Origin of the sequence: Solwaraspora sp. WMMD406, assembly GCF_029626025.1 — a bacterium.
In the GTDB taxonomy this organism is placed as follows: domain Bacteria; phylum Actinomycetota; class Actinomycetes; order Mycobacteriales; family Micromonosporaceae; genus Micromonospora_E.
The window spans coordinates 1,059,592-1,085,030 of sequence record NZ_JARUBF010000001.1 but is presented as its reverse complement, the minus strand read 5'-3'; the positions used below and the strand labels follow the sequence as shown (position 1 = coordinate 1,085,030).

17 protein-coding genes are annotated in these 25,439 nt (G+C 69.8%); 2 read left to right on the top strand and 15 right to left on the bottom strand.

The window, feature by feature from the left end:
- Positions 1-18: 18 nt before the first annotated feature.
- From O7632_RS04865 to O7632_RS04825, 9 genes are all read right to left on the bottom strand, one after another.
- The gene (locus O7632_RS04865) at positions 19-510 is read right to left on the bottom strand and encodes a hypothetical protein (protein ID WP_278111781.1); all 492 of its coding nucleotides are present in this window, start codon (positions 508-510) and stop codon (positions 19-21) included.
- 49 nt (positions 511-559) lie between these two features.
- Positions 560-7,354, bottom strand: coding sequence for a polymorphic toxin-type HINT domain-containing protein (locus O7632_RS04860; RefSeq protein ID WP_278111779.1), 6,795 nt, complete (start codon positions 7,352-7,354; stop codon positions 560-562).
- Positions 7,355-7,400: 46 nt separating this feature from the next.
- Complete coding sequence (locus tag O7632_RS04855; protein ID WP_278111777.1) at positions 7,401-11,087, bottom strand: LamG-like jellyroll fold domain-containing protein; 3,687 nt, start codon at positions 11,085-11,087, stop codon at positions 7,401-7,403.
- Positions 11,087-14,218 carry a hypothetical protein gene (locus O7632_RS04850; RefSeq protein WP_278111775.1) on the bottom strand — a complete coding sequence of 1,044 codons (3,132 nt, stop codon included), beginning with the start codon at positions 14,216-14,218 and terminating at the stop codon, positions 11,087-11,089. The genes O7632_RS04855 and O7632_RS04850 overlap by 1 nt, the downstream gene beginning before the upstream one ends.
- Before the next feature lie 140 nt (positions 14,219-14,358).
- Positions 14,359-15,162: an ABC transporter ATP-binding protein gene (locus O7632_RS04845; RefSeq protein ID WP_278111773.1), complete on the bottom strand. Its 804-nt coding sequence runs from the start codon at positions 15,160-15,162 to the stop codon at positions 14,359-14,361.
- Positions 15,159-16,187: an iron chelate uptake ABC transporter family permease subunit gene (locus O7632_RS04840; RefSeq protein WP_278111772.1), complete on the bottom strand. Its 1,029-nt coding sequence runs from the start codon at positions 16,185-16,187 to the stop codon at positions 15,159-15,161. The genes O7632_RS04845 and O7632_RS04840 overlap by 4 nt, the downstream gene beginning before the upstream one ends.
- 50 nt (positions 16,188-16,237) lie before the next feature.
- Entirely contained in the window at positions 16,238-17,071 is an 834-nt protein-coding gene (locus tag O7632_RS04835; RefSeq protein WP_278111770.1) for a class I SAM-dependent methyltransferase, read from the bottom strand.
- The gene (locus tag O7632_RS04830) at positions 17,071-18,087 is read right to left on the bottom strand and encodes an ABC transporter substrate-binding protein (protein WP_278111769.1); all 1,017 of its coding nucleotides are present in this window, start codon (positions 18,085-18,087) and stop codon (positions 17,071-17,073) included. The genes O7632_RS04835 and O7632_RS04830 overlap by 1 nt, the downstream gene beginning before the upstream one ends.
- Positions 18,088-18,304: 217 nt before the next feature.
- Entirely contained in the window at positions 18,305-18,991 is a 687-nt protein-coding gene (locus O7632_RS04825) for an SDR family NAD(P)-dependent oxidoreductase (RefSeq protein ID WP_278111768.1), read from the bottom strand.
- Positions 18,992-19,126: 135 nt separating this feature from the next.
- Between O7632_RS04825 and O7632_RS04820 the strand changes: the two genes are divergently transcribed.
- A complete protein-coding gene (locus O7632_RS04820) occupies positions 19,127-19,738 on the top strand; it encodes a TetR/AcrR family transcriptional regulator (RefSeq protein ID WP_278111766.1) in 612 nt (203 codons plus the stop codon).
- A gap of 89 nt (positions 19,739-19,827) precedes the next feature.
- Here O7632_RS04820 and O7632_RS04815 read toward each other — a convergent pair whose 3' ends face one another.
- The 4 genes from O7632_RS04815 to O7632_RS04800 all read right to left on the bottom strand — a co-directional run bounded on the left by O7632_RS04815 (position 19,828) and on the right by O7632_RS04800 (position 22,497).
- Complete coding sequence (locus O7632_RS04815; RefSeq protein WP_278111764.1) at positions 19,828-20,700, bottom strand: glutaminyl-peptide cyclotransferase; 873 nt, start codon at positions 20,698-20,700, stop codon at positions 19,828-19,830.
- A 128-nt stretch (positions 20,701-20,828) separates the two neighbouring features.
- A complete protein-coding gene (locus O7632_RS04810) occupies positions 20,829-21,860 on the bottom strand; it encodes an NAD(P)-dependent alcohol dehydrogenase (RefSeq protein WP_278111763.1) in 1,032 nt (343 codons plus the stop codon).
- Complete coding sequence (locus tag O7632_RS04805; protein ID WP_278111761.1) at positions 21,857-22,144, bottom strand: hypothetical protein; 288 nt, start codon at positions 22,142-22,144, stop codon at positions 21,857-21,859. The genes O7632_RS04810 and O7632_RS04805 overlap by 4 nt, the downstream gene beginning before the upstream one ends.
- Positions 22,144-22,497 carry a winged helix-turn-helix domain-containing protein gene (locus O7632_RS04800; RefSeq protein WP_278111760.1) on the bottom strand — a complete coding sequence of 118 codons (354 nt, stop codon included), beginning with the start codon at positions 22,495-22,497 and terminating at the stop codon, positions 22,144-22,146. The genes O7632_RS04805 and O7632_RS04800 overlap by 1 nt, the downstream gene beginning before the upstream one ends.
- A 184-nt stretch (positions 22,498-22,681) precedes the next feature.
- Between O7632_RS04800 and O7632_RS04795 the strand changes: the two genes are divergently transcribed.
- Positions 22,682-23,176: an NUDIX domain-containing protein gene (locus O7632_RS04795; protein WP_278111759.1), complete on the top strand. Its 495-nt coding sequence runs from the start codon at positions 22,682-22,684 to the stop codon at positions 23,174-23,176.
- Between the two features lie 94 nt (positions 23,177-23,270).
- Here O7632_RS04795 and O7632_RS04790 read toward each other — a convergent pair whose 3' ends face one another.
- Both O7632_RS04790 and O7632_RS04785 read right to left on the bottom strand, forming a co-directional pair.
- Entirely contained in the window at positions 23,271-24,908 is a 1,638-nt protein-coding gene (locus O7632_RS04790; RefSeq protein WP_278111758.1) for an MDR family MFS transporter, read from the bottom strand.
- A complete protein-coding gene (locus O7632_RS04785) occupies positions 24,905-25,423 on the bottom strand; it encodes a MarR family winged helix-turn-helix transcriptional regulator (protein WP_278111756.1) in 519 nt (172 codons plus the stop codon). The genes O7632_RS04790 and O7632_RS04785 overlap by 4 nt, the downstream gene beginning before the upstream one ends.
- Between the last annotated feature and the right edge of the window lie 16 nt (positions 25,424-25,439).

The following is a 25,439-nucleotide window of genomic DNA, read 5'->3' as shown; positions in this document are numbered from 1 at the left end:
CACTCGGCCGGCTTCGACTCAGAAGGTACCGAAATACCGATCCCACCAACTAGGTTCGCCGGAACCATGGAAAAGGAGGCGAGTGGCTCCGTCGTAGCGATTAGACAGAACTTCTTCCGGAATCGGAACGTATCCCGACTCAACAAGCGACTGCTCTAGCTTCTCAAGATCACTCGCATCAAGTTCTCCCTCCTCAATGGCTTCATTCGTACCCAAAAATGCACCAGGGTTGTCGGCCGCCACCATAGCCAAAGGCTTGAATTTACTTACCAGAACAACAATCCTCGTCCCGCAGGCAGCAGCCCCTCTCGGTACCTCAATCCGTCCATACTGGGCTGAGTCTTGGATTGCCCGGTCGACGTCAAGACGTGCCGAGAAGCGAGAGCTAATCCGTGCCACTAGAGAGGCGAAAGAAGCCTCTGCCTCAGTTTCCCTATAGCCAGCCGGAGACTCCGGCCATTCAGGGTCGTCTAGCCGGCGCAGAAATTCTATGATCTTGCTTCTCTCCACGATTTTCCCATCACAATTTGCAATAACTCAGATAGACTGATTTCATCCTTCACTGCGGGAACGCCGTGAGCACTTTACCAGTAAGAGGCTCGTAACGCACTAGGATTTTCACCCCTCTCACTGTTCCGACCACATTCTGGACTGCGGGTTCTCCCTTCCTGGTTCTCCCTGTCCTCTCAGCATGCACAGCAGACCCCTTGTACCAGCTCCCTTGACTGGCTGGACTCGTCACCACATCAGCAACAGCATCCAGAATCTGGTCATCCGACCAGCCCTCCGGAAAATAGTCCTTGCCCTGCTTCCCAGGAAACCTGTGTCCGTCAAGGATGTGATCCGATGCCTCGTCACCGAGTAGTTCGCGACCGATTCCGCAGTTGTGGACGAGGACGGGCGTGTCGCTGGCGAGTACGTGGTAAGTGTGGATGTCGTCGATGGTGAGGTTGTGGACGGTACGAGTCTCGGTCCACTGACGGACAGCGGTGATCTGGACCCAGGTGCCGGCGGAGGTCTGCAGCCACTGCCCGGCCACCAGCTCGTCCGCGTCGCGCCACTCGCCCAACTCCGGCACCCAGAACGGATGGCCGTCGGTCGCGACTAGCACCCCCTCGGCGTTGCCTTGGTTGCCGTCGGTGTCGACCGTGATCTCGACAAGGTCTTTGGTACCGTCACCGGTGATAGTAGCGACGACCATCTTGACAGCGGTCTCACCCGTTTCCGGATCAGTGGCGAGCACCAGGTCACCGACGTCAAGCTGCTCGATCGGCTTCGTCGAACCGTCAGCGAGCAGCACCAGCGTGCCCGGCACGAAGCTGTTCGGCACCGGACAACTACCCAGATCGTCGAGCCGCTTACGGCTGCTGAAGAAGGTACCGACAGCGTCCTTGAGCTTGCCGCCCAGGTTCCACAACCGGTCTCCGAGCTCCTTCAGCTTCCACGGCTTCAACCCGTAGCGGGCAATCAGCTTGCCGGCAGCGCCACCCACCGCCGTCAGCACCACGTTCAACGCCGTCGCCGCGCAAGCGCCCATGTCGCCGTTGATGAAGCAGTCCACCGCGTCGGTGATCCCCAGCTCGTCCATCAGGATCTGGCCGAGCTCCTTCGCCACCGCCACAACGATCTGCTTCGCCCGCTCCACATCCCGACGCGCCTGCGTCACCTCCGGCGGCTCCGCCAACCGAGGCTTCCTCGGCGGATCCGGCACCACCGACCACCGGCCACTCGACGGATCCTGCACCAACTTCTCACCACGCGACTTCCAGTACGCGTCCTCCTCCGCGCCACCACCCGTCGCCAGCGGCTTCAACCCATCCGGATCCGTAAACGACACCGGCGAATTGTTCGCATACGCATACCCGTGCATCTGCTGTGGATCACCCACGTCGATGATCGGATCCACCGAGATGAACCGACCCGTCCGCGGGTCGTACTCCCGCGCACCCAAATGCGTCAACCCCGTCGACGCGTCCCGCGTACCCCCGACGAAACCCTTCTCACCCAGCCACTGCCCAACCCCCGGCTGGCCACCCCGCTCAGTCCCGAACGGCGCCATCCGTCGATGCGTGATCTGCCCGGTCGTCCCATCCACCGCGGCCTGCCCGGACCCGTGATGATCCGCCGCCTGCACCTGCACACCAGCGACCGTCCGCACCACCGTCAACTGACCACCGACCGGGTAGTACCGCGTCCCGTCCACCACCGAGTCAGAACGGTCCAGCCTCAACTCCATGTTCGGCAGATACACCGTGATCGAATCCGGATCCTTCCGGACCAGCCGACCACCATCGGCGTCGTAGACGAAGCTGGTGACCTGCCCGCCCTCGGTGACCGACTCAAGCCGGCCCTCGGCGTTCCAGACCAGGTCCTGTTCCTCGCCGACCCGGACCCGCTTCGTCGTGTTACCGGCGGCGTCGTACTCGTACGAGTACAACCTGTCCCCCGCCGACGTCTCCTCCACCACCTGCGACAACGTGTGCGGCTGCGCCTGACCCGGCTGCGGATACGAATACGTCCGCTCCACCTCGTCGGCCCCACCGGCGGCGTGGATCGTCTCGGTCTGCCGGTTGCCGGCCAGGTCGTAGCTGTAGGAGTGGTGGTACGGCGCCGGACCGCCCACCCCGCTGGTGCCCGGACCACCCGCACACGGGTCACTCGCGGTGGTCGCCGTGCTCCACGCCCGCGTCATCCGCCGCAGGTAGTCGTACTGGAAGCACTGGATGTCCCGTACGCCGGAGCCCGGCCGATCAGCGATCGACAGCACGTTACCGGCGGCGTCGTACTCGTAATGTTGATCGACGTCGCTGGTCGGCACCATCGGGTTCTCGCCCGCGAACGCCTGCCGGCTCAGCATCGACCGGGTCAGCCGCTTGGTGCCCTCCTCGTAGAAGTAGGTGCCATAGACCTTGCGGCTGCCCGCGCTCGACTCTGCCTGCAGCAGCTCGCCGGTCTGCGCATACTCGGCCCGACTGAGGTATGTGGACGACGAGCTGCCGATCTTCGTAACCCGCTGCAGGTCGTCGTACGTGTACACGATGCCCTCGCCCGGGAGCCCGCCGCTCGCCGGGAAGCTCGTGCTCTGCACCGTGCCGTCCCGGTTGTACTGCGTGTTGAACTGGTACGTCCCGCCGAGCTCGGCATGGGTGTCGGCAGCGGGAATCGAATAGCTGACTCGCGTCGCCCGGTAGAAATCGTCCCGGTACTGGTAGATGGTGTGATACTTGTGGCCGCCGTCGACGATGCGGGTGGCGAAGTAGAGCTGCCCCTTGGCGATGGTGTCGTAGCCCCACTCGGCCAGCTTGGTCCCGGTCGCGACCGAGCCCTGGTAGGTGCCGGTCATGCGGCCGAGCACATCGTAGGTGTGGCTCAGCATGACGCCACGGCCGTCCGTGGTCGAGGTCAGCTGGTCGTAGTCGTTGTAGGTGAAGGTGCTGGTCCCGCTGTCCGGGTCGACCGCCTCGATCCTGCGGCCCCGCTGGTCGTACTCGTAGGTCCACACGTTGCCGGCCGGGTCGGTGACGCTGGCCTGCTGACCGGCCGGGGTGTACGTGTAGGTGGTGCTGTCGTGACCGCCGCTCGGCCCGGCACCGTGGTACTGCTTCAACTCGACGACCTGACCACGGGCATCGGTGACGGTGGTGGTCGGGGTGCCGCCGGTCGGCGGGTCGATGTTGACCCGGTCGCCGCCGTACGTGGTGACCGTGCGCCACTTCTCCTGGCCAGCCACCTGGGTGATGGTTTGCTTGACCCGGTCGAGGCCGTCGTACTCGTACACCGTCTGCAGGTCGACGTCGCCGTTGACCGTCTTCAACAGCGTGCCCGACGGTGCGCCCGATGCATAGAACTTGTCGTTGAACTTCGCCACCTGCCCGGTAGGGGTGTAGAACGTCTCCGAGACGAGTCGTCCGCCGTCCGGGCCGGGCACCTGGATCTGCCGGGGGCGTAGAAAGCCGTCGTAGATCGTGTACTCAGGAGTGACCCATTCGCCGGCGTTGTCACGCCGCTCGGTCTTCACCGAGACCGGAGCGTTGTCCTGATTCCGGTAGGTGTACTGGAGACTCGGCCGATCCGCGTAGGTTGGCTTCGGTCGGTGCGGAAGCCAGACCCGGGTAGCGCGGCCCAGCTTGTCGTACTCGACATCGGTCCGCTTGCCGTTCCAGTCGATCTGGGTGACCGGGACACCCCAGGCCGGGTGGTAGTCGGTGGTCGCGATGAACCGGGTGTCCGCGGTGCCGACCCGGATCTGCGGCCCGGTCTCCATCTTGCGGGTGGTCAACCCGTTGGTCTCGGTGTAGGCGATGTCGGTGACCGCGCCGGAGCCGTCCTGCGCCGTCAACGGCCGGCCGTACGGGTCGAAGGTGGCTTCGCCGACGGTGACGTAGCTGGCGCTGACGCCGTTGTGCGTGCCGAGCTTCTCGATCCGGGTGGCGTTGCCCTTGGTCGGTGTCGCGCCGAACGCCTGGCCGTCGTACGAGGTCCGGTTGTCGATCAGCAGCTGCGTGGCCCGGTTGGGGTTGGCGACCGAGCAGGCGACCGAGACGGTTTCCTCCCGGGTGACCAAGGTGCGCAGCCGCAGGCCGTGGTTGTCGGCGTAGGTCGTACGGGTGCACCGGTCGTCGGCGGCCGTGCTGACGTCACCGAGGTCCTCGACCTGGGTCACCCGGCCGACCGGATCGGTGTAGCCGCTGGTCGCCGGGTCGTACGTCGTGATCGACTTGGTTTCCCGCCAGCCGCCGGCGGCCAACGCGGTGAAGCCCCGGCTGATCTGTGGCTTGACGAAGAACGCCCGCTCGGTGCCCCACGGCCGGCTGTAACTGGCCGTCTCGTAGCGCCACGGGCTGGTCAACGACTTGCTGCTGACGTCTGGGCCGTTGTAGACGACGGTCTCGATCTCGAAGCCGGCGAGTTCGTCGTGGTCGGTGTAGGAGGTGCCGACCGAATCGGTACGGGTGACCGTGCGGGTGCCGCCGGCCGGGTGCTTGTCGCCGTGCATGCCCCGCAGGTAGGTGTGCTCGGTCCGGGTGGTCTTCGTCTCGGCGCTGCCGCGCCGGACCCGCACCTTCTCGTAGCCGCGCCACTGGTTCCAGGTCAGGTACTTGGTGTCCCCGATGCCGTCCGGGTCGGCGTGCCGCCAAGCGGCGTCGCCGAGGTATTCGTAGCTGGTCACCATGTCCGGGGCCAGGGCGGTGCCGGGCTCGACGTTCGTCCGGTCCGATTCGGTGACCGACTCGACGACGTACTTGTGGAACCAGTCGGTGATCGGGTTCGGCTCGCCGCCGGGCGACCACTTGACCGGATAGCAGCGGCGGGTGCTGTTGCCGGCGGTTGGCAGCGTGTTGGCCGCGCAGTCGGGCGCCTTGTAGGTGACGTCGACCTGGCCGCCGGAGTCGGTGTAGACGGTGGTCAACCGGGGCCGGATCAGCGGGGCGATGTTGTCGCCGGGGATGTCGATCCGGTTGGGCAGTTGGAGTGCGCCCAGCTCGACCGACGGTACGGTCAGCGGGTCGCCGCCGCCGTACCGGCCCTGGTGGTCGATCTTGTGCAGCCACAGCGACCGGCTGCCGTCGGCGTTGTTGGTGAACAGGTGGGTCAGGTTCCACGAGTCGACCGGGGTCCAGCCGCTGCCGGAGCGGATCTCGGTGGTGATCTGGCTGACCCGCTTGCGGGTCCAGAAGCTGGGCGACGACTGGCTCACCGTGCAGTGTGTGCCGGCGGCGCAGTTGCGGTCCCACGGCACGTCCGGCCAGGAGTTGGCGGTGCCGTTGTTGAGCTGGCCCGGTGCGCAGGTGATGCTGCCGCTCGGGATGCACCGTTCCGCGTCGGTGAAGACCACCCGGGCCGCCGCCGGGGTGGAGTAGACGGCGTTGTGCCGCTGGCCGTAGTCGATCCGCTTGAGCCAACCGCCCCGGTGGTACGCGGTGCCGTTGACGGAGGTCTGCGCCCGTAGCGCGTAGTGGTTGGTTTCCCGCTCGTAGAAGTACGAGGTGACGTTGCCGTGCCGGTCCTTGACGTAGTCGAGGTTCCATCGCCACGCCTGCTGGCACCAGGCGTTCGCCAGGGTGGCGTTGTAGCAGGGTTCGCCGCTGTCGTCGCCGAAGACCGGCACCGTCCACACCGAATTGGTTTCGGCGTTGCCGGACGCCCAGCCGGGCAGCCGGTTGAGCCCGAAGTAGTGCTCGGTGCCGTCGACTGTGGTGACCTTCCAGAACTCGCGGTCGTTGTCGCCGTTGACCGCGCCGTCGACCGTTCCGCTGTACCGCTCGATCTTCGACCCGTCGTCGTTGGCGAACCGCCAGGTGTCTCCGGTGCGAACGAGGGTGCTGGACCGGCCGTTGAGCATCAGGACGGCGTTGTCGTGCGCCCAGCACAGGTCGCCCATGCCGTCGCGGCCGTCGTCGAGGCAGGTGTTGTAGCGACGCTCGACGTACCCGGGCTCGTAGCTGAAGCCCTCACCCAGCCAGGAGCCCTGGTTGTTGGTGGTCGCGGTCCGTCCGTCGGTGGCCTGCGAGTTGTAGCCGAGCACCACCGACGGGGCCAGCCCGCCCGGCACCGGCGGCACCCGCATCGGGTACGACCAGTTGAACGCACCCGACGACGGCGACACGTTCCACTTCGACGACGGCGCGAACTCGGTCGCGCCGAAGCTGCCCTGCGCGGAGCTTTCCGAAGCGACCATGGCGAACAACGCGGTGCCGGCACCGACGTCGATCGTCGCGGTCAGGGTGTCGGTGCCGGCGTTGTTGACCGCCGGCACCGGCCGCGGCGCACACGCCGACGCGTCCGGCGTGGTCAACGCGCATTCCGGCAACCGGACCAGCCGCAGCCGGGCCCCGAAGTCCCCACCGTACGCGTCGGCGATCCCGGCGTAGCTCAACGACAGCCGTACGGTGCCGGTGCCGGTCTCGCCAGCGGCCCGGCCGATCCGGGTGACCGGCCCGTCGACCTTCGCTTTCGTCGACACCGCGCGGTCGAGGGTCTGCACCCGCACCTTGCTCGGCGGTGCGGTGCCGGCCGCTCGGCCCGCCGTGCCGGCCTCACCAGCCGGGCGGGCCACCGGCGTCACCGGCACCTCCACCGTCCCGGCCGCCGGCCAGGCCACCTCCGGTGCGGTACGCAGCGCCGCCTGCACCACCGGGTTGGGCTCGCGGGGCGGCACCGGCGCCGCCGGGCGGTCCGGGGCCGGCTCGTCCTGCTGCTGCACGGCCGGCGCTTTGGACGCAGGCTCGGCTCGGGCCGGGCTCTCCACCCCCTGCAGCAGGCCGGCGGCGACAACGACCGCCGTCGCCCAGGTGACGCCGGCGGTCAGCCGGCGGCGGCGGGTCGGGGTCGCAACCAGAATCCGGGAACTCATCACCACTCCAGAGGGAAAGAGGCGAAGCAGGCGGGAAATCGGCGCATCACAGGTTTGGGTTCGGCTGAGGGAGGACCAGCCGCTGGATCGTTTGGTCGTCGGCGACCCCGGTGTAGACCCGTACCTCGTCGACGACGCCGCCGAGGTACTGGCCGAAGCTGCCGTCGTGCAGGGCCCGACCGATCTGCAGCGGCCCGTCCGCCCGCCAGCCGGCAGAATACGAGGCGGTACCGGTGGCGGTGGCCACCCCGTCGACATAGAGCCGCACCTCGTTGCGGAACGCGTCGTAGACCACTGCCAGGTGCTGGCCGGACTGATCGGCGCGGGGCAGCTGCTCACCATCGAATACCACGGTGGTCTGCGGATTGTTGGTGTCGCTGTGCGGCAGCACCAGCTCCCACCGGTCGGCACTGCCACAGCGGATCACGAATCCGCTCGCCGTGACACCGGCCTGGGACAGCACCGCCTGGTCCCGGTCGCCGCAGGTCGGGCTGGGCAGCCGGACCCGGGCAGCGACGGTGAAGCTGCCGTCGGTCACCGCCACCGGCGCTTCGGTGCGGGCCCGGTCGTCGACCCCGTCGAGCACCAGATGGCCGCCACCGACCATCGCCGGCTCAGCGAACGGATCCGCGTCGACGTCCGGTGCGTACAGGTGGGCGCCACCTTCCAGCAGCACCTCCTGCCCGTTCTCGTCGTAGGCGGGGCTGCGGTCGTCGGACACATCGTCCAGCGGCCAGTAGCCCAGCCGTACCGGCCGCAGGGTGGACAGCTCGCTCACCTCCCGGGGCACCAGCACCCGGTCGAAGACGGCGATGTCGGCCAGCTCACCGGCCCAGCCGGCGGTGTGGCCGCTGCGGGCGTACGCCCGACCGATCTGCACCGCGCCGCGCGACTTCCAGGCCGACCGGCGCTGCACTGTGGGCTGGACGTCCCCGTTGACGTACAGCGTCATCGTCTTCAATTCCGGGTCGTACGCCGCCGCCAGGTGGGTCCACTCGTCGCGTACGGCCGGCGCGGTGCTGGTCACCGACCAGCCGCTCAGCGACAGCACGTCCGTCGACGGGATCGCGAACTCCCACTTGCCGGTGGCGGCGTCGAAGCCGAGGGTGAAGCCGGGCTCGCCGCTGCCGTCCTGGCTGATCGCGACCCGGTCGGTGGAGTCGTCGGTGAGCCGCACCCAGGCGCTGGCCCCGAACCCGGTCGACGTGTCGACCAGCGCCGAGCTGGTGGTGGCCAGGTAGCTGTCGGCGGCGGAGCCGGTGAACCGGATGGCCCGGTCGAACTGGCACTGAGGGCCGGAGTCACCGCAGCCCGGCCCGGCCACCCCGAACGTCACCGACGCACCGGCGGTCGCCGGATGGTTGCCGCGGGCGTCCTCAGCCGACGCCGCACCGGCTGTTTCGCCGAGCCCCCATTCGCCGGCCGCCAGCCGGGTCGGCACGGAGAAGACGCAGGTGGCGATCGCCGACCGCAGGCCGGACTGGTCGACCGCCTGCACCGTGACGAAGTTCGGGCCGTCGTCGACCGGCATCCAGCGCAGCGACACCGGGCCGCCGCCGCTGGTGGGGACCAACTCGTTGCTCGTCGACGGGTTGGTGTTGAACCCGTACAGGTAACGGACCGCGTCGGTGGAGGCCGAGTCGAAGGTGAAGCTGCCGTAGATGCCGACCCCGCCCCGGTGCTGGTCGTCCTCGACGCAGGCACTGGTGTTCTCCCCGGCGTCAAGCGGCAGGTATTCCGGTGAGTCGATGTCCGGTGCGGCCGGGGCGGTCGCGTCGTAGACGAACTGGCAGTTCGCGTTGGCGTCGGCCTCCCAGCTCCATTTGCTCCAGGCGTGCGAGTCGCCGGCTCGCACCTCCCAGGTGATCGGGGTGTTCTGCGGGATGTTCGACGGCAGGGTGTACTGGAATCGGGACCCGCTGGCCTTCCAGCCGGTGGTCACGTAGCGGTTCACCCGGGTGCCGGCCGAGTCGTACCAGTAGTAGAGGATCTCGCCACGGACCTGCTCGGTGTGGGCCGAGCTGTGGTCCGGATCGCGCAGCACCATGAACAGGGTCGGCGGCGTGTCCACGTACGGGCGGTTGGTGCCGGTGACGCACACCCCGCCCGGCGACATCGTCAGGTCCGCCCGTTTCGGCTGGGTCGGGGTCCGGTTGTAGTTGACCGACAGGATGGCGTTGCCGCAGAACCGTTTGAACGCCGTCTGGTCGCTCTCGTTGGTGGCGGCGAGTCCGAACGTGGTCGTCGACCAGCCCCTCGTCACGGCTTCCCGCACCGCCGCCGTGGCGGTGAACCCGACGTTCTGGTTCGTTGACGTGCACGAACTCTGCTTCGCGGTCGGTGCCTTCGTCTGCTGCAACACGCTCAGCGCCGGCTTGTTGTTCCAGTTCGTGCCGGAGCTGATCCCGGACCCGGCACGGTACAGCGAGACGTTCTTGGCGGTCGAGTTGTACGTGTGGGTCATCGTGACCCGGAACTCGGCGCTCAGGATCGTCCGCCCCGAGTACGGCGTCGGCAACGCGTAGTAGATCCGCTTGACCCCGACGTTGTTGCACTGCCCGGAGCTCACCGGGCAGTCGCCGACGCCCTCGGTGCCGGAGAACTTCCAGTACTCCTGGTTGGGATATCCGCTGGCGACCATCGCCCAGGCGCTGTTGCGGGTGTCCTGCCAGATCGGGTCGATGTAGACCGGCCACCGGGTCTCCGGGTCGGCGAGCATCGCCTGGTCCGGCAGCAGGGTGAGGGCGTCGCCGTCGATCCGCCAACTGACCGGGGCGACGCTGGCCCCCTGCGGCGCGGACTCGGCCGGGTCGGCATCCATGGCGTCGGCACCCGTGGCGTCAGAGTCCGTGACGTCGTCGGTGGCGGCCCGGCCCGGCGGTGCCGAGCCCTCGTCGCCCGAGTCCCACATCGTCGGGGCGGCGGCCTCCAGCACCGGCGCGCCGGTCGCCTCGTCGACTGCGGCCAGCCCACCGTCCGGGCTGTCCTGCACCGCCAGACCGGCCGTGTCCAGGCCGAACTCCAACTCGGCCAGCTCCGGCTGCTGCGCCGCCTCGGGCGTCTTGACCACGAGGACGTGGGAGAAGCCGGTCACCGCGACGTTGACCACCAGGTCGACTCCGGGGAGCACCTCCGGGTAGGTGACCTGGTCGCCGTCGATCGTCGGTGCGGGCAGGGTGCCCGGCCAGTCGAGAGTCAGGCTGCGACCGGCGCGTTCCACCCGTACGAGTGGGGTGTCGCCGCCGCCGGAGAGCCGCAGCCCGAGCACGGCGGCCCGGGGGCCGATGCTGCCGTCGGCGGCGGTGACCAGGGTCGCGTCGACCGGCACCCAGCGGCCGTCGCGTACCACCCGTACCGGTTGGGCGTGCTCCACCGACGTCAACGTGCCGTCCGGGTTCGCATAGGTTTCGCGGGTCTCGCCCCGGAACGCGCCGATCTCCACCCGTTCACCGATGTCGACCGCGTGGGCGACCGCCTCGGCTTCGGTCTGCCGGATCGGGCCGTCGCCAGCGGCCGGCAGCAGCGCCGGGGCCGCCGCAGGAGCCGCCGCAGCCGGGTCGTCCGTCGCCGGTTCGCCCATCGCCGGGCGGTCCACGACCGCGTACGCCGCGAGCAGCCCGGCCAGCCCGAGACTGAGTCCCAGCCCGCGCTGCCAGTGAGTCTTCTTCCGCCTGCCGCCGATCACGTCACTGCCCTCCCCCGTGGTGCCGTTCCACTTGCCGTTGCTGGCCATCAGCTGACCGCCGCGCCGAAGGCGACCGCGGCCGGGAAGCCGTCCTCGCCGGCCCGCCACACGTGCTGCGGGGTGGCCGAGCCGGCAGCCAGCGCCGACCACGGCAGGGCGTAGACCGCCCGGTCCTGGTACGGGCTGGCGACGTGCAGGTGGGTCTGGTTGCCGCCGATGGAGACACCGACGAGTTCCTGGGCGACCGGGGTGCCCGGCAGGCCCGCCGCGTCGCGCTCGACCGTGGCGTACCCGCTGATCGGACTCGCCGCCGCACCGAACACCCGGACCACCCCGGCGTCGGCGGCCGACCCGGTGTCCTCACCGGGCGCGGCGACGGCGAGCAGCAGGTTGCCCGCTGTCGCCGCCGAGCCGGGGGCGAGGTTCACCAGGTGCACCCGCTCGCCGAAGTAGTCGCCTTCCTCGTCGCCGCCGCCGATGCCGACGATGTGCTGGGCGATCACCGGCAGCTCGGTGAAGCCGCTGTCGGTGATGTGGAACCGCTGCACGACGCCGGTGTCGGCGATGCCGGCTGTGCCGTACTCCTTGCCGGGTACGCCGACGGCCAGGAACGAATCGGTGCCGCCGGCCGGCGCGCCAGCCGCCCGGTAGTCGACCACGGACAGTGACTTGCCGAACGTGTCGTTGGCGGTGGAGGTGCCCCACACGTCGGCCCGGTTCTGGTCGAGGACGGCGACCAGCGTCGGGCGGCCGGAGGTGTACTGGTGGCTGAAGACGTTGACGCCACCGGCGAAGACCTCGCTGCCGATCGCCTCGCCGGGTGCGCCGATCGCGAGGTGGTGACTCGACGCGGCCAGCGCATAGCCGGTCAGGTCGTCGTTCTCCAGATCCCCGACGATCCCGCCGCCGCCCTGGCTGAGCAGGATGTTGGCGGTGCCGCGCAGGTAGTGCGCGACGCCGGTGTCGACGGCGGTGCCGATGTCCTCGCCGGGTGCGCCGATGAGCAGGAACGCCTCACCGGTGGCAGTGTGTCCGGCGGCGAGCGAGAACCCGAACCAGTCGCCGGCTTCGGCCGTCTCCGGGAACGCCGCCTGGCCCTGGTGGTAGACCAACGACGCCGGGCCCTGGGCCAGTCCGTCCGGCGAGCCGAGCAACACGTACACGGCGCCGACGTCGGCCTTGCCGTCGAGATCCTCGTACGGCACGCCGACCGCCAGGTCGGTGCAGCCGTCGTGGTTGACGTCGTAGCTGGCCAGCGCGAAGCCGAACCGGTCACCGCCTTCGGCCGCGCCGGCCACCTGCGCGTTGTTCTCGTGCAGCGTGTCGACGGTGCCGGTGCCGCCGGAGCGCACGTGCACCTGGCCGGCCTTGGGCTGCCCGGCGACGGTGGCTTCCGGATCGGCGATGGCGACGTCGGGTACGCCGTCGCCGTCGTAGTCGTTGTCGACCCCGCCGACGCAGCCCTCCACCGGCGGCGCGGTCACGTAGGTCGTCATCTCGCAGAAGCCGGACCAGACGGCGCTGCCGGCGACTCCGTCGCTGGCGCGTACCCGCCACTGGTAGCGACCGCCGTCGAGGAACGCGCCGGCGGGGACGGTGACGCTCGCGGTCGTACCGGAGGCGACGTTGCTGATGGTCTGGCCGCCGAGGCGGGCCGAGGCACCGACCATCCACCACTCGAACTCCACCGACATCGCGGTACCGTCGCCGTCGGCGACACTCGCTCGCAGCTGCGGGGTGAGGGTGTCGACCAGCGGCCGGCCGGGACCGGTGACGCAGGCGGTGGCCGGGACGGTGGACCGGGCCGTGACCGTCGGCCACGAGTTGTAGGTGACCACCGCGTACGGCACGTGGGCCGTGGTGGTGTGGTCCCGGGAGCGGAACTGCTTGAACGTGGCGGTGTCGGTCTCGTCGGTGGCCCGGATCCCCATGTGAGCCTGGCTGCTTCCGGCGGTCGCCGCCCGCTGGAAGAAGCTGGTGCCGCTGATCGTGGACCAGCCGTCGTCGCAGCTGGCGTCGAACCCCTTGGTCATGGTGGAGGTCGCCTCCTGGTGCAGCCACTGCGGCTGGCTGGTCCACCGGGTGGCGGTGCTGGCCGCACCGGTGCTCCAGATCTCCCACGCCTTCGGGCTGCAGGTGTGTGACCACCAGTTCCAGAAGTAGACCGTCGCGGAGTTGATCTGCTTGCCCGCCAGCACCGCCGCGTTCCAGGTGACGAACGATCGGGCGATCGTCGGCGGGGTGGTGGCGAGCAGGCCGATCTGCAGATCGTTGGTGCCGCTCTGGTTGGTGGTGACGCTCTCCCGCACGTACGCGTCGAAGGTGGTGGACAGCGGGTTGACCGTCGGGTCGAGGGTCACCGGGTAGACCGTGTCGGGTGAGTCGAGCCAGCCGGCGTCGGGTCGCAGCACCAGGTCGACCCCGTCGGGGCGGGCGGTGACGGTGGTGTCGATCGGGGCGGTGCGGGCCGGCGAACCGGCCGGGGTGGTCCGGGCGTCCCACATGGCCGGCGCGGGCACGGTGGCCAGGGTGGTGCCGTCCGGGCCGGTGAGGGTGACGCCGGCCTGCTTGTCGTGACGGTGGCCGGCGATACCCGGCCCGGTCAGGGCGAGGGCGACCTCGCGTACCCGGTCGGCCGCCGCCCGGTTGCGCACCGTGAGCAGCTGTTCGAACCCGGTCCGGGTGGCCCGTACCACCAGGTCCACATCGGGCAGCACGTCGGGGTAGGTGGCGACCGGCCCGTCCAGCTGCGGCTCGGGCAGCACGCCGGTCCAGCTCATCGCGACCCGGGCGGCACCGTGCCCGACGGCGGCCAGTTCGTGGGTGCCGGCCGGCCGGGCACCGGAGATCCGCAGGTCGTTCGGGTGCGCGGCGGGGCTGACCGAGCCGTCGGCGGCCCGCTGCAGTCGCAGGTCGACCGGCACCCAGCCGGCACCTCGGCGTACCCGGACCACGTCGGCGGAGATTCGCGCCTCCAGTTGGCCGTCGGGCCGGGCCCAGACCTCGGTCGTTCCGGAGGTCAGGGTGTCGACGCGCACCGGTCGTCCGCTGTCCTGGGCCGCCAGCAACGCGCGGCCTTCTACTGTGGTTGGTGCGGCGAGTGTCGCGTCGAACCGACGCGGATCGTCGACGGTGACGACGGCTGCGACAGCCAGCAGCACCGCCGTAGCGGACAGCATCGCCGTCCGTCGTGGTGTGAAAATGGGCGCACGCCAGCGACCCACTGCCATCCGGTCCTCCCCCGTGCCAGACCTCAGAGCCAAGTGAATCGTGACGCTACGGGGCGGACACTTTACTGTCAATCAATATGGGCGATTGCCTATTTCACAGGTCGCGGGTGTTCGTCCAGTTGGGGCCGGCTGTCCGCGCGTCGCAGATGGACGTACGGGCAACCGTCCGGGTCGGCGGTGACCTCGGCGGCCACCTGATAGACCTCGGCGATCCGGTCCGGGGTCAACACCTGCGCCGGGGGGCCGGCCGCCACCACCCGGCCGGCGTGCAGCAGCACGATCGCGGTGCAGAACCGGGCGGCCAGGTTGAGGTCGTGCAGCGCCGTCACCACCGTGACCGGCGACCGGGACAGCTGGTCCAGCAGGTCGAGCTGGTGGCGGATGTCCAGGTGGTTGGTCGGCTCGTCGAGCAGCAGCAGCCGTGGTTCCTGCGCCAGCGCGCGGGCGATGTCGACCCGTTGCCGTTCCCCGCCGGACAGCGACGACCATTGGCGGTCGGCGAATCCGGGCAGCCCGGCCGCCTCCAGGGCCTGCTCGGCGCGGGCCAGGTCGTCGGCGGACGTGCCGGCGAGCAACGGCCGGTGCGGGATCCGGGCCAGCAGCAGCACGTCCCGTACCGACATGTCCACATCGGTCGCCGACTGCTGGGTGACCAGGGCCAACGTCCGGGCCAGCGTACGGCGCGAGATCGTGACGGCGTCGACCCCGTCGAGCAGCACCCGACCCGAGTCGGGCCGCTGCAGCCCGGCGAGCACCCGCAGCAGGCTGGACTTGCCGGATCCGTTCGGCCCGAGCAGCCCGACCAGGCTGCCGGGGGCCGCGTCGAGGGTGACGTCGGCGAGCAGCGGCTTCCCGCGTACCGCCCAGCTGATCTTGTCGGCCCGCAGTCTCATCCCGGCGTCTGCCGACGGCGGATGAGCAGCGCGAACACCGGCACGCCGAGCAGTGCGGTCACCACCCCGACCGGCACTTCCTGCGGCGCGAACACGGTCCGGGCGGCGGTGTCCGCCCAGATCAGGAAGGTGGCGCCGATGACCGCGCAGGCGGGCAGCAGGATCCGGTGCCGGGAACCGACCAGCAGCCGGGCGGCGTGCGGCACGGTCAGCCCGACGAAGCCGATCGCCCCGCTCGCCGCGACCAGCACGGCGGCCAGCAGCGCGGTCACCGTGAACAGCAGCGCGCGTACCCGCACCGGGGAGAAGCCGAGCGACTGCGCGACGTCGGTGCCGAAGGCGAACGCGTCCAACGCGGGCGTGGCCGCCCAGCAGATCAGCACCGCCACGGCGGCGACGGCGGCGGCCAACGCGACCGACGGCCAGCTCGCCATGGTCAGCGAGCCCAGCAGCCAGAAGGTGACGCCCCGGGTCTGCTGCGGCGACGCGGCGGAGACCACGATCAGGCTGGTGATCGCGGCGAAGAGTTGGCCGACGGCGACTCCGGCGAGCAGGATCCGCGACGGTTCGGTCCAGCGTCGGCCGGCCAGGGCCAGCGCGGCGGCGAACGCGGCGACCGCGCCGACGAACGCCCCGCCGGTCAGCGCGGCGGCACCGGCGCCGAGGCCGAAGATCAGCACCGACACCGCGCCGGTCGACGCCCCGGCGGAGATGCCCAGCAGGTAGGGGTCGGCGAGCGGGTTTCGGGTCAGCGCCTGCAGGACCGCGCCGCACACCGCGAGGCCGCCGCCGACCAGGCCGGCGAGCAACACCCGGGGGGTACGCAGGTTCCAGACGATGCTGTCCGGCAGTGGCGGCAGCGGTTCCAGCGGCAGCCCGAGGTGGACGCCGTGGGTGCGGAACACGTCGGCGACGGTCAGGTCGGCGGTGCCGATGGTGGTCGCGCCGGCGACGCTGAGGGCCAGCGCCGCGACGGCGAGGATCAACATCGATCCCCGGGTACGGGTGCCCCGTGCCACCCGCACCCGTGTCCCGTTCCGGAACGGTGTCGTTGGTCGCCGCGACGGTGCGACGGTCATCGCCGGGCGAAGACCACGTAGTCGTCGAGGTACTGCCAGACGGTGCCGACCTCGGCGAACCCGGCGGTGCGCAGGGCCGCGAGGTGGTATTCCAGCGGGGAGTCCGGCTGCTGCGGCCGGTCGGCGAAGCGGCGCTGCCGTTCGGCGACGAGGTCGGCGAGCGCCGAGGTACGGGCGGCTTCGGCGTACCAGGCGTCGTAGCGCAACGCCCCGGCGGCGAACCCGTCCCGCTGGGTCCGTTCGTCGTGGCGCCGCGCGACGGCCTGACGGGTCGGGGCGTCCGGGCCGAACCGCAGGTGGTCGGCGTTGAGCAGGATGCCACCGGGCCGTAGCAGCCCGGCGGCGGCGGTGTAGACGGCGAGCAGTTGCGCCGGGGAGAACCAGTGCAGGGCGGTGGAGCTGAGCACCGCGTCGACGTGGTCGACGCCGAGCCGGCTGGCCCAGTCGTCGCTGACCAGGTCGAGGTCGTGGACGCCTGCCCGGTCGCCGTGGGTGGCCAGGGCCGCGGTGGCGATCCGCAGCAGGATCGGGTCGTAGTCGACCGCGACGCAGCGGGCGTCGGGGAGCGCGGTGAGCACCCGGTCGGAGATGGCACCGGGTCCGCAGGCCAGGTCGAGTACGGTGATCGGGCCGTCGCCGAAGTGCAGCCGCAGCACGTCGAGCATCACCTGGAAGCGGTTCTCCCGGTAGGCGACGTACGCGTTCTGCTGGGTGTCCCACAGGTCGAGCAGCCGACGGGCGTCGGCTGTGGTGAACGTGTCCGTACCGAGGTCGGCCGGGTCCGTGGCGAGGCCGGCGAGGTCGGCGGGGTCGGTTTTCAGGTCGGTCATCAGTCGGTCAGCTCCTTCAGGCCGGCGGCGACCGCCTCGACGGCGGTCACGCTACGAACGGACGGGTCCATCGACGATCCGGAGACGGTGATGAACCGGCCCGCCTTGACCGCGTCGAGTTGCGCCGTGGTCGGGTTTCCGCGCAGGAAGTCGATCTTCGATTGGGCGCTGTCACCGTCACCGCCCCTGGTCAGGTCGGCCAGGACGATCACGTCGGGGTTGCGGGCGGCGATATCTTCCCAGCTCCCGGCCGGCCAGGTCTGGTCGGCGTCGCCGTAGGCGTTGGTCACGCCGAGTCGGGCGCTGATCGCGGCGGGCAGGCCGCCGGAGCCGGCGACGTACGGGGTGGCGGTGCCGGAGTAGTACCAGAGCAGGTCGGTGTCGGCCGACGACTGGCCGGCGGCCGAGGAGGTGGCCGCGTCGAGGCGGGCCCGCTGCTCGGCGACGAGCTGCTCGCCTCGTTCGGCGACGCCGAAGATGGTGGCGATTTCGGTGATCTCGGCGAAGATGCCGTCGAAGTCGACTTCCGCTTCGCCGGTCGCCGGGTCTTCGCAGGCGAACCGGGACAGGTAGGCCGGGATGTCGAGGGCGGCGAGGTCGGCGCGCGCGCCGGCGGCGTCCGGGCCGTACGCGGAGGTGAAGGTGGAGTAGACGAAGTCGGGTGCGGCGTCGAGGACCGCTTCACGGTTGGGGTAGAGGTCTGCGAGCACCGGCACGTCAGCGTAGTCGTCGGCGAGTTCCGGCAGCACCGGGTCGGTCTGATAGCTGGTGCCGATCATGCGGTCGGCCAGACCGAGGCTGAGCAGGATCTCGGTGGCGTTCTGTTCCATGGCGAGCGCGCGCTGCGGGGGCTCGGTGATGGTCAGGGTGGCACCGCAGTTCGTGATCTGGGTGCCGGTGCCGGGTGACGCCGCGTCGTTGCTGGTGTCCCCGTCACCGGGGCTGTCGCTGGCACAGCCGGCCAGGGTGGCCGCCAGCACCAGGGAGAGGCAAGCCGAAACGGTAACGGTTTTCATGTCGGCAAGCTAGCATGACCAATCCGCAGGTCAAAGCGGGGGTACGGGGGTCAGAGCTGGATCACACGGCATGCCTTTCCTTAGGTTGACGATCAACTCGTCACGATTCTGATGTGCGTGCCGGAGCCAGGCATCCCGATAGTCGTCTTCGCCGTCTGTGCCTTCGGCCGGTCAGTCACGGTCCTCCCCTGTCCCGTCGCCAGCCCTCTCCTGCTCGTTACCAGCTCAACGGACCGGACTCGTCGTGGAAGGTCCCGGTGGGACCGTCGGCGTCGAGGGTGGCCCAGCGAACGATGATCCGGGCGCTCTCCGCCGCTGGCCGTCCACCGGCCATGGCGGCCGTCATGTCGGTGGCGGTGAAGCCGGGTTCCACCGCGTTGAATCTGATGCCCGGCTCGGACTTGGCGTACTGGACGGTGAGCATGGTGGCCGCCGCCTTGGACGCCGCGTACAGCGCCGCCGGTATACCGAACTCCGGGCGCTGCGGATTGGTCACCGCCCAGAAGGAACCCATGCTGCTCGACACCGTGACCACCGTGGCGTTCGCGGACTTGCGCAGCAGCGGCAACGCCGCCTCGGTGACACGGTAGATTCCGACCACGTTGGTGTCGAACACCCGCAGGGCCGCCGGCCCGTCGGCGGCGTCGAGTCCGAGGACGCCCGCGTTGTTCACCAGGATGTCGAGGCAGCCCTCGGCCGAGGCGACCACCGTCAGGGCTTCGCGTACCGATGCGTCGTCGGTGACGTCGAGTCGCACGAACCGCGCGCCCAGCGTCGCGGCGGCCCGCTCGCCGCGCTCGATGTCGCGGGCACCCAGGTAGACGGTGTGGCCCAACGCGAGAAGCTGCCGGGCGGTCTCGAAGCCCAGACCCTTGTTGGCACCGGTGACCAGTACGACTGACATGCGTGTCTCCTCCCAGCGGTGGCGGATCCGGTCGGCCCACCTTTTGTACCGATCGGTCGGAGAAACCGTAGCATATTCTGTACCGATCGGTTGGTGAGCCCGGTCACGATCTGTACCGAGCGGTAGAGTGAAGCCATGGGCACTGGGACGCACCCCGCCGGCCGACCGCGCGCCTTCGACGAGGAGGCCGTCCTCGACCGGGCCACGGAGGTCTTCTGGCGGTACGGCTACGAAGGCGCCTCGTTGAGCACGCTCACCACCGCGATGGGCATCAACCGACCCAGCCTGTACGCCGCGTTCGGCAGCAAGGAGCAGTTGTTCCAGCGCGCCCTCGCCCGCTACCAGGACACCCAGCTGGCCGCCGTGCACACCGCGCTCGACCAGCCCACCGCCTACGCCGCGATAGAGGCGTTCCTGCGCGCCAGCGCCGACGGCCTCACCGCCGACAGCCACCCCGCCGGCTGCTTCTCCATCCAGGGCGGCCTGAGCTGCTCGCCGGAGAACACCCGGATCTCCGAGATGCTGGCCGCCGGCCGGGCCGCCACCGAAGCCGCCGTCGCCGAACGGCTGTCCCGCGCGGCCGAGCACGGCGACCTGCCCGAGGACGTGGACGCCCGGGCCCTGGCCCGGTTCGTGATGGCGCTCAGCGAGGGCCACGCCGTCCAAGCGGCGGCCGGTGCCAGCCGCGAGCAACTGCAGGCCTCCGTCGACATCGCGCTGCGCGCCGTCGCCGGGCCACCACGCTGACCGTCGCCGGGCCACCACACTGACCTGTCGCCGGGCGACCACGGCGACCCAGCGGCGCCACGAGGACGAGTCGACGACCGGCGGGAACCTCAGGAAGCGGGGACGAAACGGACCCGGAACAGCGTCGGCCAGTACTTGCCGGTGAGCAGGAACTCGTCGGTGCCGGACACCGCCGCGATCCCGTTCAGCACATCCGTACCGGCCCGCTCGGCACCGGTCAGCAGACCAGCGGCGTCGACCTGCGCGGCCACCTGCCCGGACGACGGATCGATCCGGACGATCCGGTCCGTACGCCAGACGTTGGCCCAGACCGCGCCGCCGACACATTCCAACTCGTTGATGTCACGTAGCGGCCCGCCATCGAGGGTCACCGACACCGTACCGGTGGCCACGAACGTCTCCGGATCCCGGAAGGTGAGCTGGTCGGTGCCGTCACTCATGATCAGCCGGTCGGCGGCGTCGTCGTGGCAGATGCCCCATCCCTCACCCTCGTAGCGCACCTGACGACGCTCAGCGAGGGTCTCCGGATCCCGCTCGTAGGCGATCCCGTCCCGCCAGCTGATCTGCCAGACCCGGTCGTCGAGCACGGTGATGCCCTCACCGAACACGGTGTCCGGCAGGCTCACCCGCTGGCGTACCGCCCCGGTGTCGAGGTCCACGATCCGCAGCTCGGACTCGCCGTACTGGCCGGTGCCCTCGTAGACCACGTCGTCGTCGATCTCCAGCCCCTGGGTGAAGGCACCGGTGTCGTGCGGATAGCGGTCCAGCACCTCGACCCGCAGCCGCTGGGCCGAGCCGACGTCAGCCCGCTCGGGACCCACCGACGGCGCCGACCCGGTCGACCGCGCCGGCTCGGCAGCCGGCGCGGCAGCCGGCTCAGCCGGCGGCTCCGGCGTCGACCCGCAACCGCTGGCCACCACGGCGACAGCCGTCAGCAGCCAGGCCACCCGACTCCACCGCACGCCGCCACCTCCGCCGCCGCCGCCCCTGGCCGGACCCGGCCACGTCGACAAGTCTGACCCATCGCCGGCCCTGCCCCGCGCCCCGGCCCGAGTCACCGCGTGTCGATCACCAGTACCCGGATAGCGCTTCACATCTCGACGACGAACTTCGACCGGGGATGCTCGTCGACGAAGACCCGCATCGCCTCCGCCGCCCGGACCAGCGGAAAGGTCCGCTCGACCTGCGGCACGACCACGGCGGCCTCGATCAACTCGGTCAGTTCACGCAGCGACCGCTGGTCTGGCTTCGCCAGGTACCCACCCAGCCGGTGACCGATGAACGGCGACCAGAGCGTCGCCCCGGCGATCCGGCCCATCGGGCCGAGCCACGGCCCGCCCTTGCCGCCGCACAGCATCAGCGTGCCGCGCGGGGCGAGCGCTCGCCGACAGTCGGCCAGCCGGTGCCGGCCCGCCACGTCGAAGATCAGTTTCCACCGCCGGCCGGTACGGGTGAAGTCGGCGCGGGTGTAGTCGATCACGTCGTCGGCGCCGAGCGAGCGGACTAACTCGACGTTGCGGGTACTGCAGACCGCCGTCACCTGCGCGCCGAGCGCCTTGGCGATCTGCACCGCGAAGGTGCCGACCCCACCGGACGCGCCGTTGATCAATACCCGCTGGCCGGGCTGGACCCGACCGTGGTCGCGCAGCCCCTGCCAGGCGGTGACCCCGGCCACCGGCACGGTCGCCGCCTGGGTGAAGCTGACGGTGGTCGGCTTGTGCCAGGCGCGGGCGGCCGGTACGGCGGCGTACTCGGCGAAGCTGCCGGTCTCGATCTCGGCGTAGACCTCGTCACCGGGGGCGAACCCGGACACCGCCGCGCCGACCGCGACGACGTCGCCGGCGACGTCCCGGCCCCGGATCGTGGTCTTGGGGCGGGACAGGCCGAAGGCGAGTCGGGCGGCGTACGGCTGACCGGTCATCAGCACCATGTCGGCATAGTTGACCGAGGCGGCTCGTACCCGTACCAGCAGGTCTTTGTCCTTGATGGATGGACGCGGCACCGGCCGGACGGTCAGCACGTCGGCGGAGCCGTAGCGGTCCTGGACCGCCGCGAGCATGGTGCCGGCAGCGGCGCCCCGGCCGGTGGTCGGGGCGATCGGGGTGATCGGATCGGCGCTCATTCGACGGTCCGCAGGATCTGCTCGATCGAGTTGGTCCGCGACCGCAGCTCGGACAGATCGGCGGCGACCCGCTGCTGGGCATCGAGGGAGTTCTCGGCGAGCTGCTCGTAGCGGCGGACGAGTTGGCGCATCGCCTCCTCCTGACTGGCCAGCACCTTGGTCTTACGGAACTCGTGCAGGGTGGCCAGGACCACCACGATCAGAAAGACGCCGAGGGCCAGTACGCCGAGGACGAACACGACGTCCGGCCAGGTGGTGCCGCTCTCGGCGGCGAAGACGTACATCAGGACTTCTCCTTGCGGGCGGGACCCGGGTTGGCCGGATCCGGTTCGGTGAGGGTGGCCGTCGCCTGCGCGATCGCGGCCGGGTTCAACTGGAGGTCGAAGTCGACGACCTCGTAGTACTTCATGGCCTTGCCGTCGGCGGACAGCTCCAGGCTGCCGGTGATCAGGCCGGCGGCCTCCAGTCGCTGCAGGTGCATGTGCAGCAGTGGGCGGCTGATGCCGATCTCGCGGGACAGGTGACTGACGTAGTCCCGGCCGGCGGCGAGCCTGGCGACGATCCGCAGTCGCAACGGGTTGGCCAGCGCCGCCAGCTTGTCGACCAGCTCGTCACCGGAGGGCGCAGCCGGGTCCATCGCTCTCCTTCAGGACTTGTCTTTCATGTGTCAGATTATTCTTACACGTGAAAGACTAGCAGAACTAAGCAACCGTTGTCCGCCAGCTTCCACAGGTTTTCCACAGCCCACGGGTTTTCCACAGCTTTATCCACAGGCACGCTGACGGCGGCCGTCCCGGATACGGTTCGCCTAAGGTGGACCCATGGCCAGCATCTCGTGGGCGGATTCCTACCTCGGTCAGCTGCGGTCCCTTGCCGGCAGCCGGACCTTGATGTTCGTCGGTGCCCGCTGCGTGCTGCGCGACGCGACCGACCAGGTGCTGCTGATCCAGCGCTCCGACAACGGGCACTGGGCGCTGCCGGCCGGCGCGATGGAACTCGGCGAGTCGATCGCCGACTGCGCCGCCCGCGAGGTCTTCGAGGAAACCGGGCTACGGGCGGCCGGCGTCACGCCGTTCGCCCTGCACACCAACCCGGACTACACCTTCACCAACATGTACGCCGACACCTACCAGCTGTTCGTCACCTGCTTCCTGGTCGACGGCTTCAGCGGCGACCTGCTGCGGGTGACCGACGAGACCACCGACGCCGGTTTCTTCCCGCCGCAGGCGTTGCCCCGGCCGTTGGCGCCGACGGTGTCGGAGACGCTCGCCGACCTTGCCGCCTTCGAACACTCCGGCCAACTCGTGCTCAAGTAGGCGGCCAGCTCGTGCTCGACTGACCCCTCCGTAGCAGGCCACCCGGTGGTGGCCTGCTACCTGGTCGGCTACCTGGTCGGCGCCCGCCGAACCATCAGATCATCGTCTGTGAGCGGGCTTCCATCTGCGCGGCGGCCTGGTCCTTGGACTCCTCGGACAACTTCGGGCCGCCGTCGGCCGGTTCGAAATTGCCGCGCAGTTCGTCGTCCGGAAGCACCAGGGTGATCACGACCGCGACGATCGCGACGATCCCGGACACCAGGAAGACGGTGTGCAGCGAGTCGACGAAGGCGTACTGGATCGCCGCCCGGACCGGCTCCGGCAGGGCGAGGATGGCCGACGGCTCGTTGATCGAGATCTCGGCCCCGCCGGCCGACGCCACCTGCGCGGCCTGATCCGGCGGCAGTTCACTGATCGCCGACGGCATCCGCTCGGCCAGCTCGCCGGTCAGCCGGGAGTTGAGCACGGCACCGAGGATCGCCACCCCGAACGACCCACCGAGCGAACGGAAGAAGGTCACCGCCGAGGTGCCCGCTCCGAGGTCCCGCATGGAGACCGCGTTCTGTACGGCCAGCACCAGCGACTGCATCGACAGACCGAGTCCGACGCCGATCACCAGCATGCAGACGAAGGCCATCCACAGCGAACTGCGCACCTCCAGCTGGGTGAACAGAAGACTGCCAACGACCAGGGACACCGCCCCGGCGACCGGGAACCACTTGTAGCGGCCGTAGCGGGTCATCGCCCGGCCGGCGACCACCGAGGTGACGATGATGCCGACCATCATCGGCAACATCAGCAGACCACTGCTGGTCGGCGAGGCACCCTTGACGATCTGCAGATAGAGCGGGATAAAAATGATCGAGCCGAACATGACCAGGCCGAGCACGAACCCGGCGGCGTTGGCCAGCGCGAAGGTCGGCAGCCGGAACAGCGTCAACGGCAGGATCGGCTCGGCGACCCGCGACTCCTGCCACAGGAAGAGCGCGGCCAACACGGCACCACCGGCGAAGAGGCCGATGATCACCGGCGAGCTCCAGGCGTATTCGACGCCGCCCCAGCTCAGCGCCAGCAGGATGGCGCTGACCCCGGACACCAGCAGGGCCGCGCCCAGCCAGTCGATGGCGTGCTCGCGCCGCTGGAACGGGATCAGCCGCATCACGTACCAGCAGATGACCATCGCGACGATCGCCAGCGGGACGTTGATGTAGAAGATCCAGCGCCAGTTGGTTTCGGCGAAGTAGCCGCCGACAAGTGGCCCGGTTACCGACGACAAGCCGAAGACCGCGCCGAACAGTCCCTGGTAGCGGCCTCGTTCGCGAGGCGACACGACGTCCGAGATGATGGTGAACGCCAGCGTCATCAGGCCACCGGCGCCGATGCCCTGGATACCTCGGGTGACGATCAGCTGGGTCATGTTCTGCGACATGCCGGCGAGCAGCGAGCCGAGCAGAAACGCCCCGATGGCGAAGAGGAACACCGGTCGGCGGCCGATCAGGTCGGCGGTCTTGCCGTACAGCGGGGTGGAGGCGGTGGACGCCAGCAGGTACGCGGTGACCACCCAGGAGTAGTGGTTGATCCCGCCGAGTTCGCCGACGATCGTGGGCAGCGCCACCCCGACGATCGTCTGGTCGAGCGCGGCGAGCAGCATGCCGGTCATCAGGCTCGCCATCAGCAGCATGATCTGCCGTCGGCTCAGTGCCGGCGCGGCCCGTTCCTCGGTCACCGTCATTGTCGTGTCTCCCCTTCCACCCGCAGACAGCGGTCCGCTGGGTCCGTCCCCCCGTACCGGGTGGTGATCGAGTCGTTGAGCTGGGTCAGGAGCCGAGTGAGTTCGGCCCGCTCGGCGGCCGTCCAGCCGGCCATCAGCACCCGGATCTCGGCCAACCAGATGGCCCGGTTGCGGGCGAACACCTGCTGACCGAGTTCGGTGGGCGCGATGACGCTGGCCCGCCGGTCGGTCGGATCCGGGGTCCGGGTGGCGAGGCCGGCGGCTTCCAGGGCGGCCACTTGGCGGCTGACCGTGGAGATGTCGAGCGCGAGGTCCTCGGCGAGCACGCTGAGTCGGGCGGGTCGGTCGCCGGCGATCCGCACGAGCAGGGTGTACGCCGCCCGCTCCAGCGGAGGATCGAAGCGGATCCGCTGGTAGAACAGGTGCAGCGAGCGGTAGAACGTGCCGAACTGTTTGCCGACCGCGATCAGTTCGGCGTCGTCGGCGTCCGGCTCCCGGGCTGGCTGCACCGTCACTCCCACTCGTACCACC

Coding starts and splice junctions, on each gene's coding strand:
- O7632_RS04860 (WP_278111779.1), bottom strand. CDS start 7,354: ATGAGTTCCCGGATTCTGGTTGCGACCCCGACCCGCCGCCGCCGGCTG.
- O7632_RS04855 (WP_278111777.1), bottom strand. CDS start 11,087: ATGGCCAGCAACGGCAAGTGGAACGGCACCACGGGGGAGGGCAGTGAC.
- O7632_RS04850 (WP_278111775.1), bottom strand. CDS start 14,218: ATGCTGTCCGCTACGGCGGTGCTGCTGGCTGTCGCAGCCGTCGTCACC.
- O7632_RS04845 (WP_278111773.1), bottom strand. CDS start 15,162: ATGAGACTGCGGGCCGACAAGATCAGCTGGGCGGTACGCGGGAAGCCG.
- O7632_RS04835 (WP_278111770.1), bottom strand. CDS start 17,071: ATGACCGACCTGAAAACCGACCCCGCCGACCTCGCCGGCCTCGCCACG.
- O7632_RS04830 (WP_278111769.1), bottom strand. CDS start 18,087: ATGAAAACCGTTACCGTTTCGGCTTGCCTCTCCCTGGTGCTGGCGGCC.
- O7632_RS04825 (WP_278111768.1), bottom strand. CDS start 18,991: ATGTCAGTCGTACTGGTCACCGGTGCCAACAAGGGTCTGGGCTTCGAG.
- O7632_RS04820 (WP_278111766.1), top strand. CDS start 19,127: ATGGGCACTGGGACGCACCCCGCCGGCCGACCGCGCGCCTTCGACGAG.
- O7632_RS04810 (WP_278111763.1), bottom strand. CDS start 21,860: ATGAGCGCCGATCCGATCACCCCGATCGCCCCGACCACCGGCCGGGGC.
- O7632_RS04805 (WP_278111761.1), bottom strand. CDS start 22,144: ATGTACGTCTTCGCCGCCGAGAGCGGCACCACCTGGCCGGACGTCGTG.
- O7632_RS04800 (WP_278111760.1), bottom strand. CDS start 22,497: ATGGACCCGGCTGCGCCCTCCGGTGACGAGCTGGTCGACAAGCTGGCG.
- O7632_RS04795 (WP_278111759.1), top strand. CDS start 22,682: ATGGCCAGCATCTCGTGGGCGGATTCCTACCTCGGTCAGCTGCGGTCC.
- O7632_RS04790 (WP_278111758.1), bottom strand. CDS start 24,908: ATGACGGTGACCGAGGAACGGGCCGCGCCGGCACTGAGCCGACGGCAG.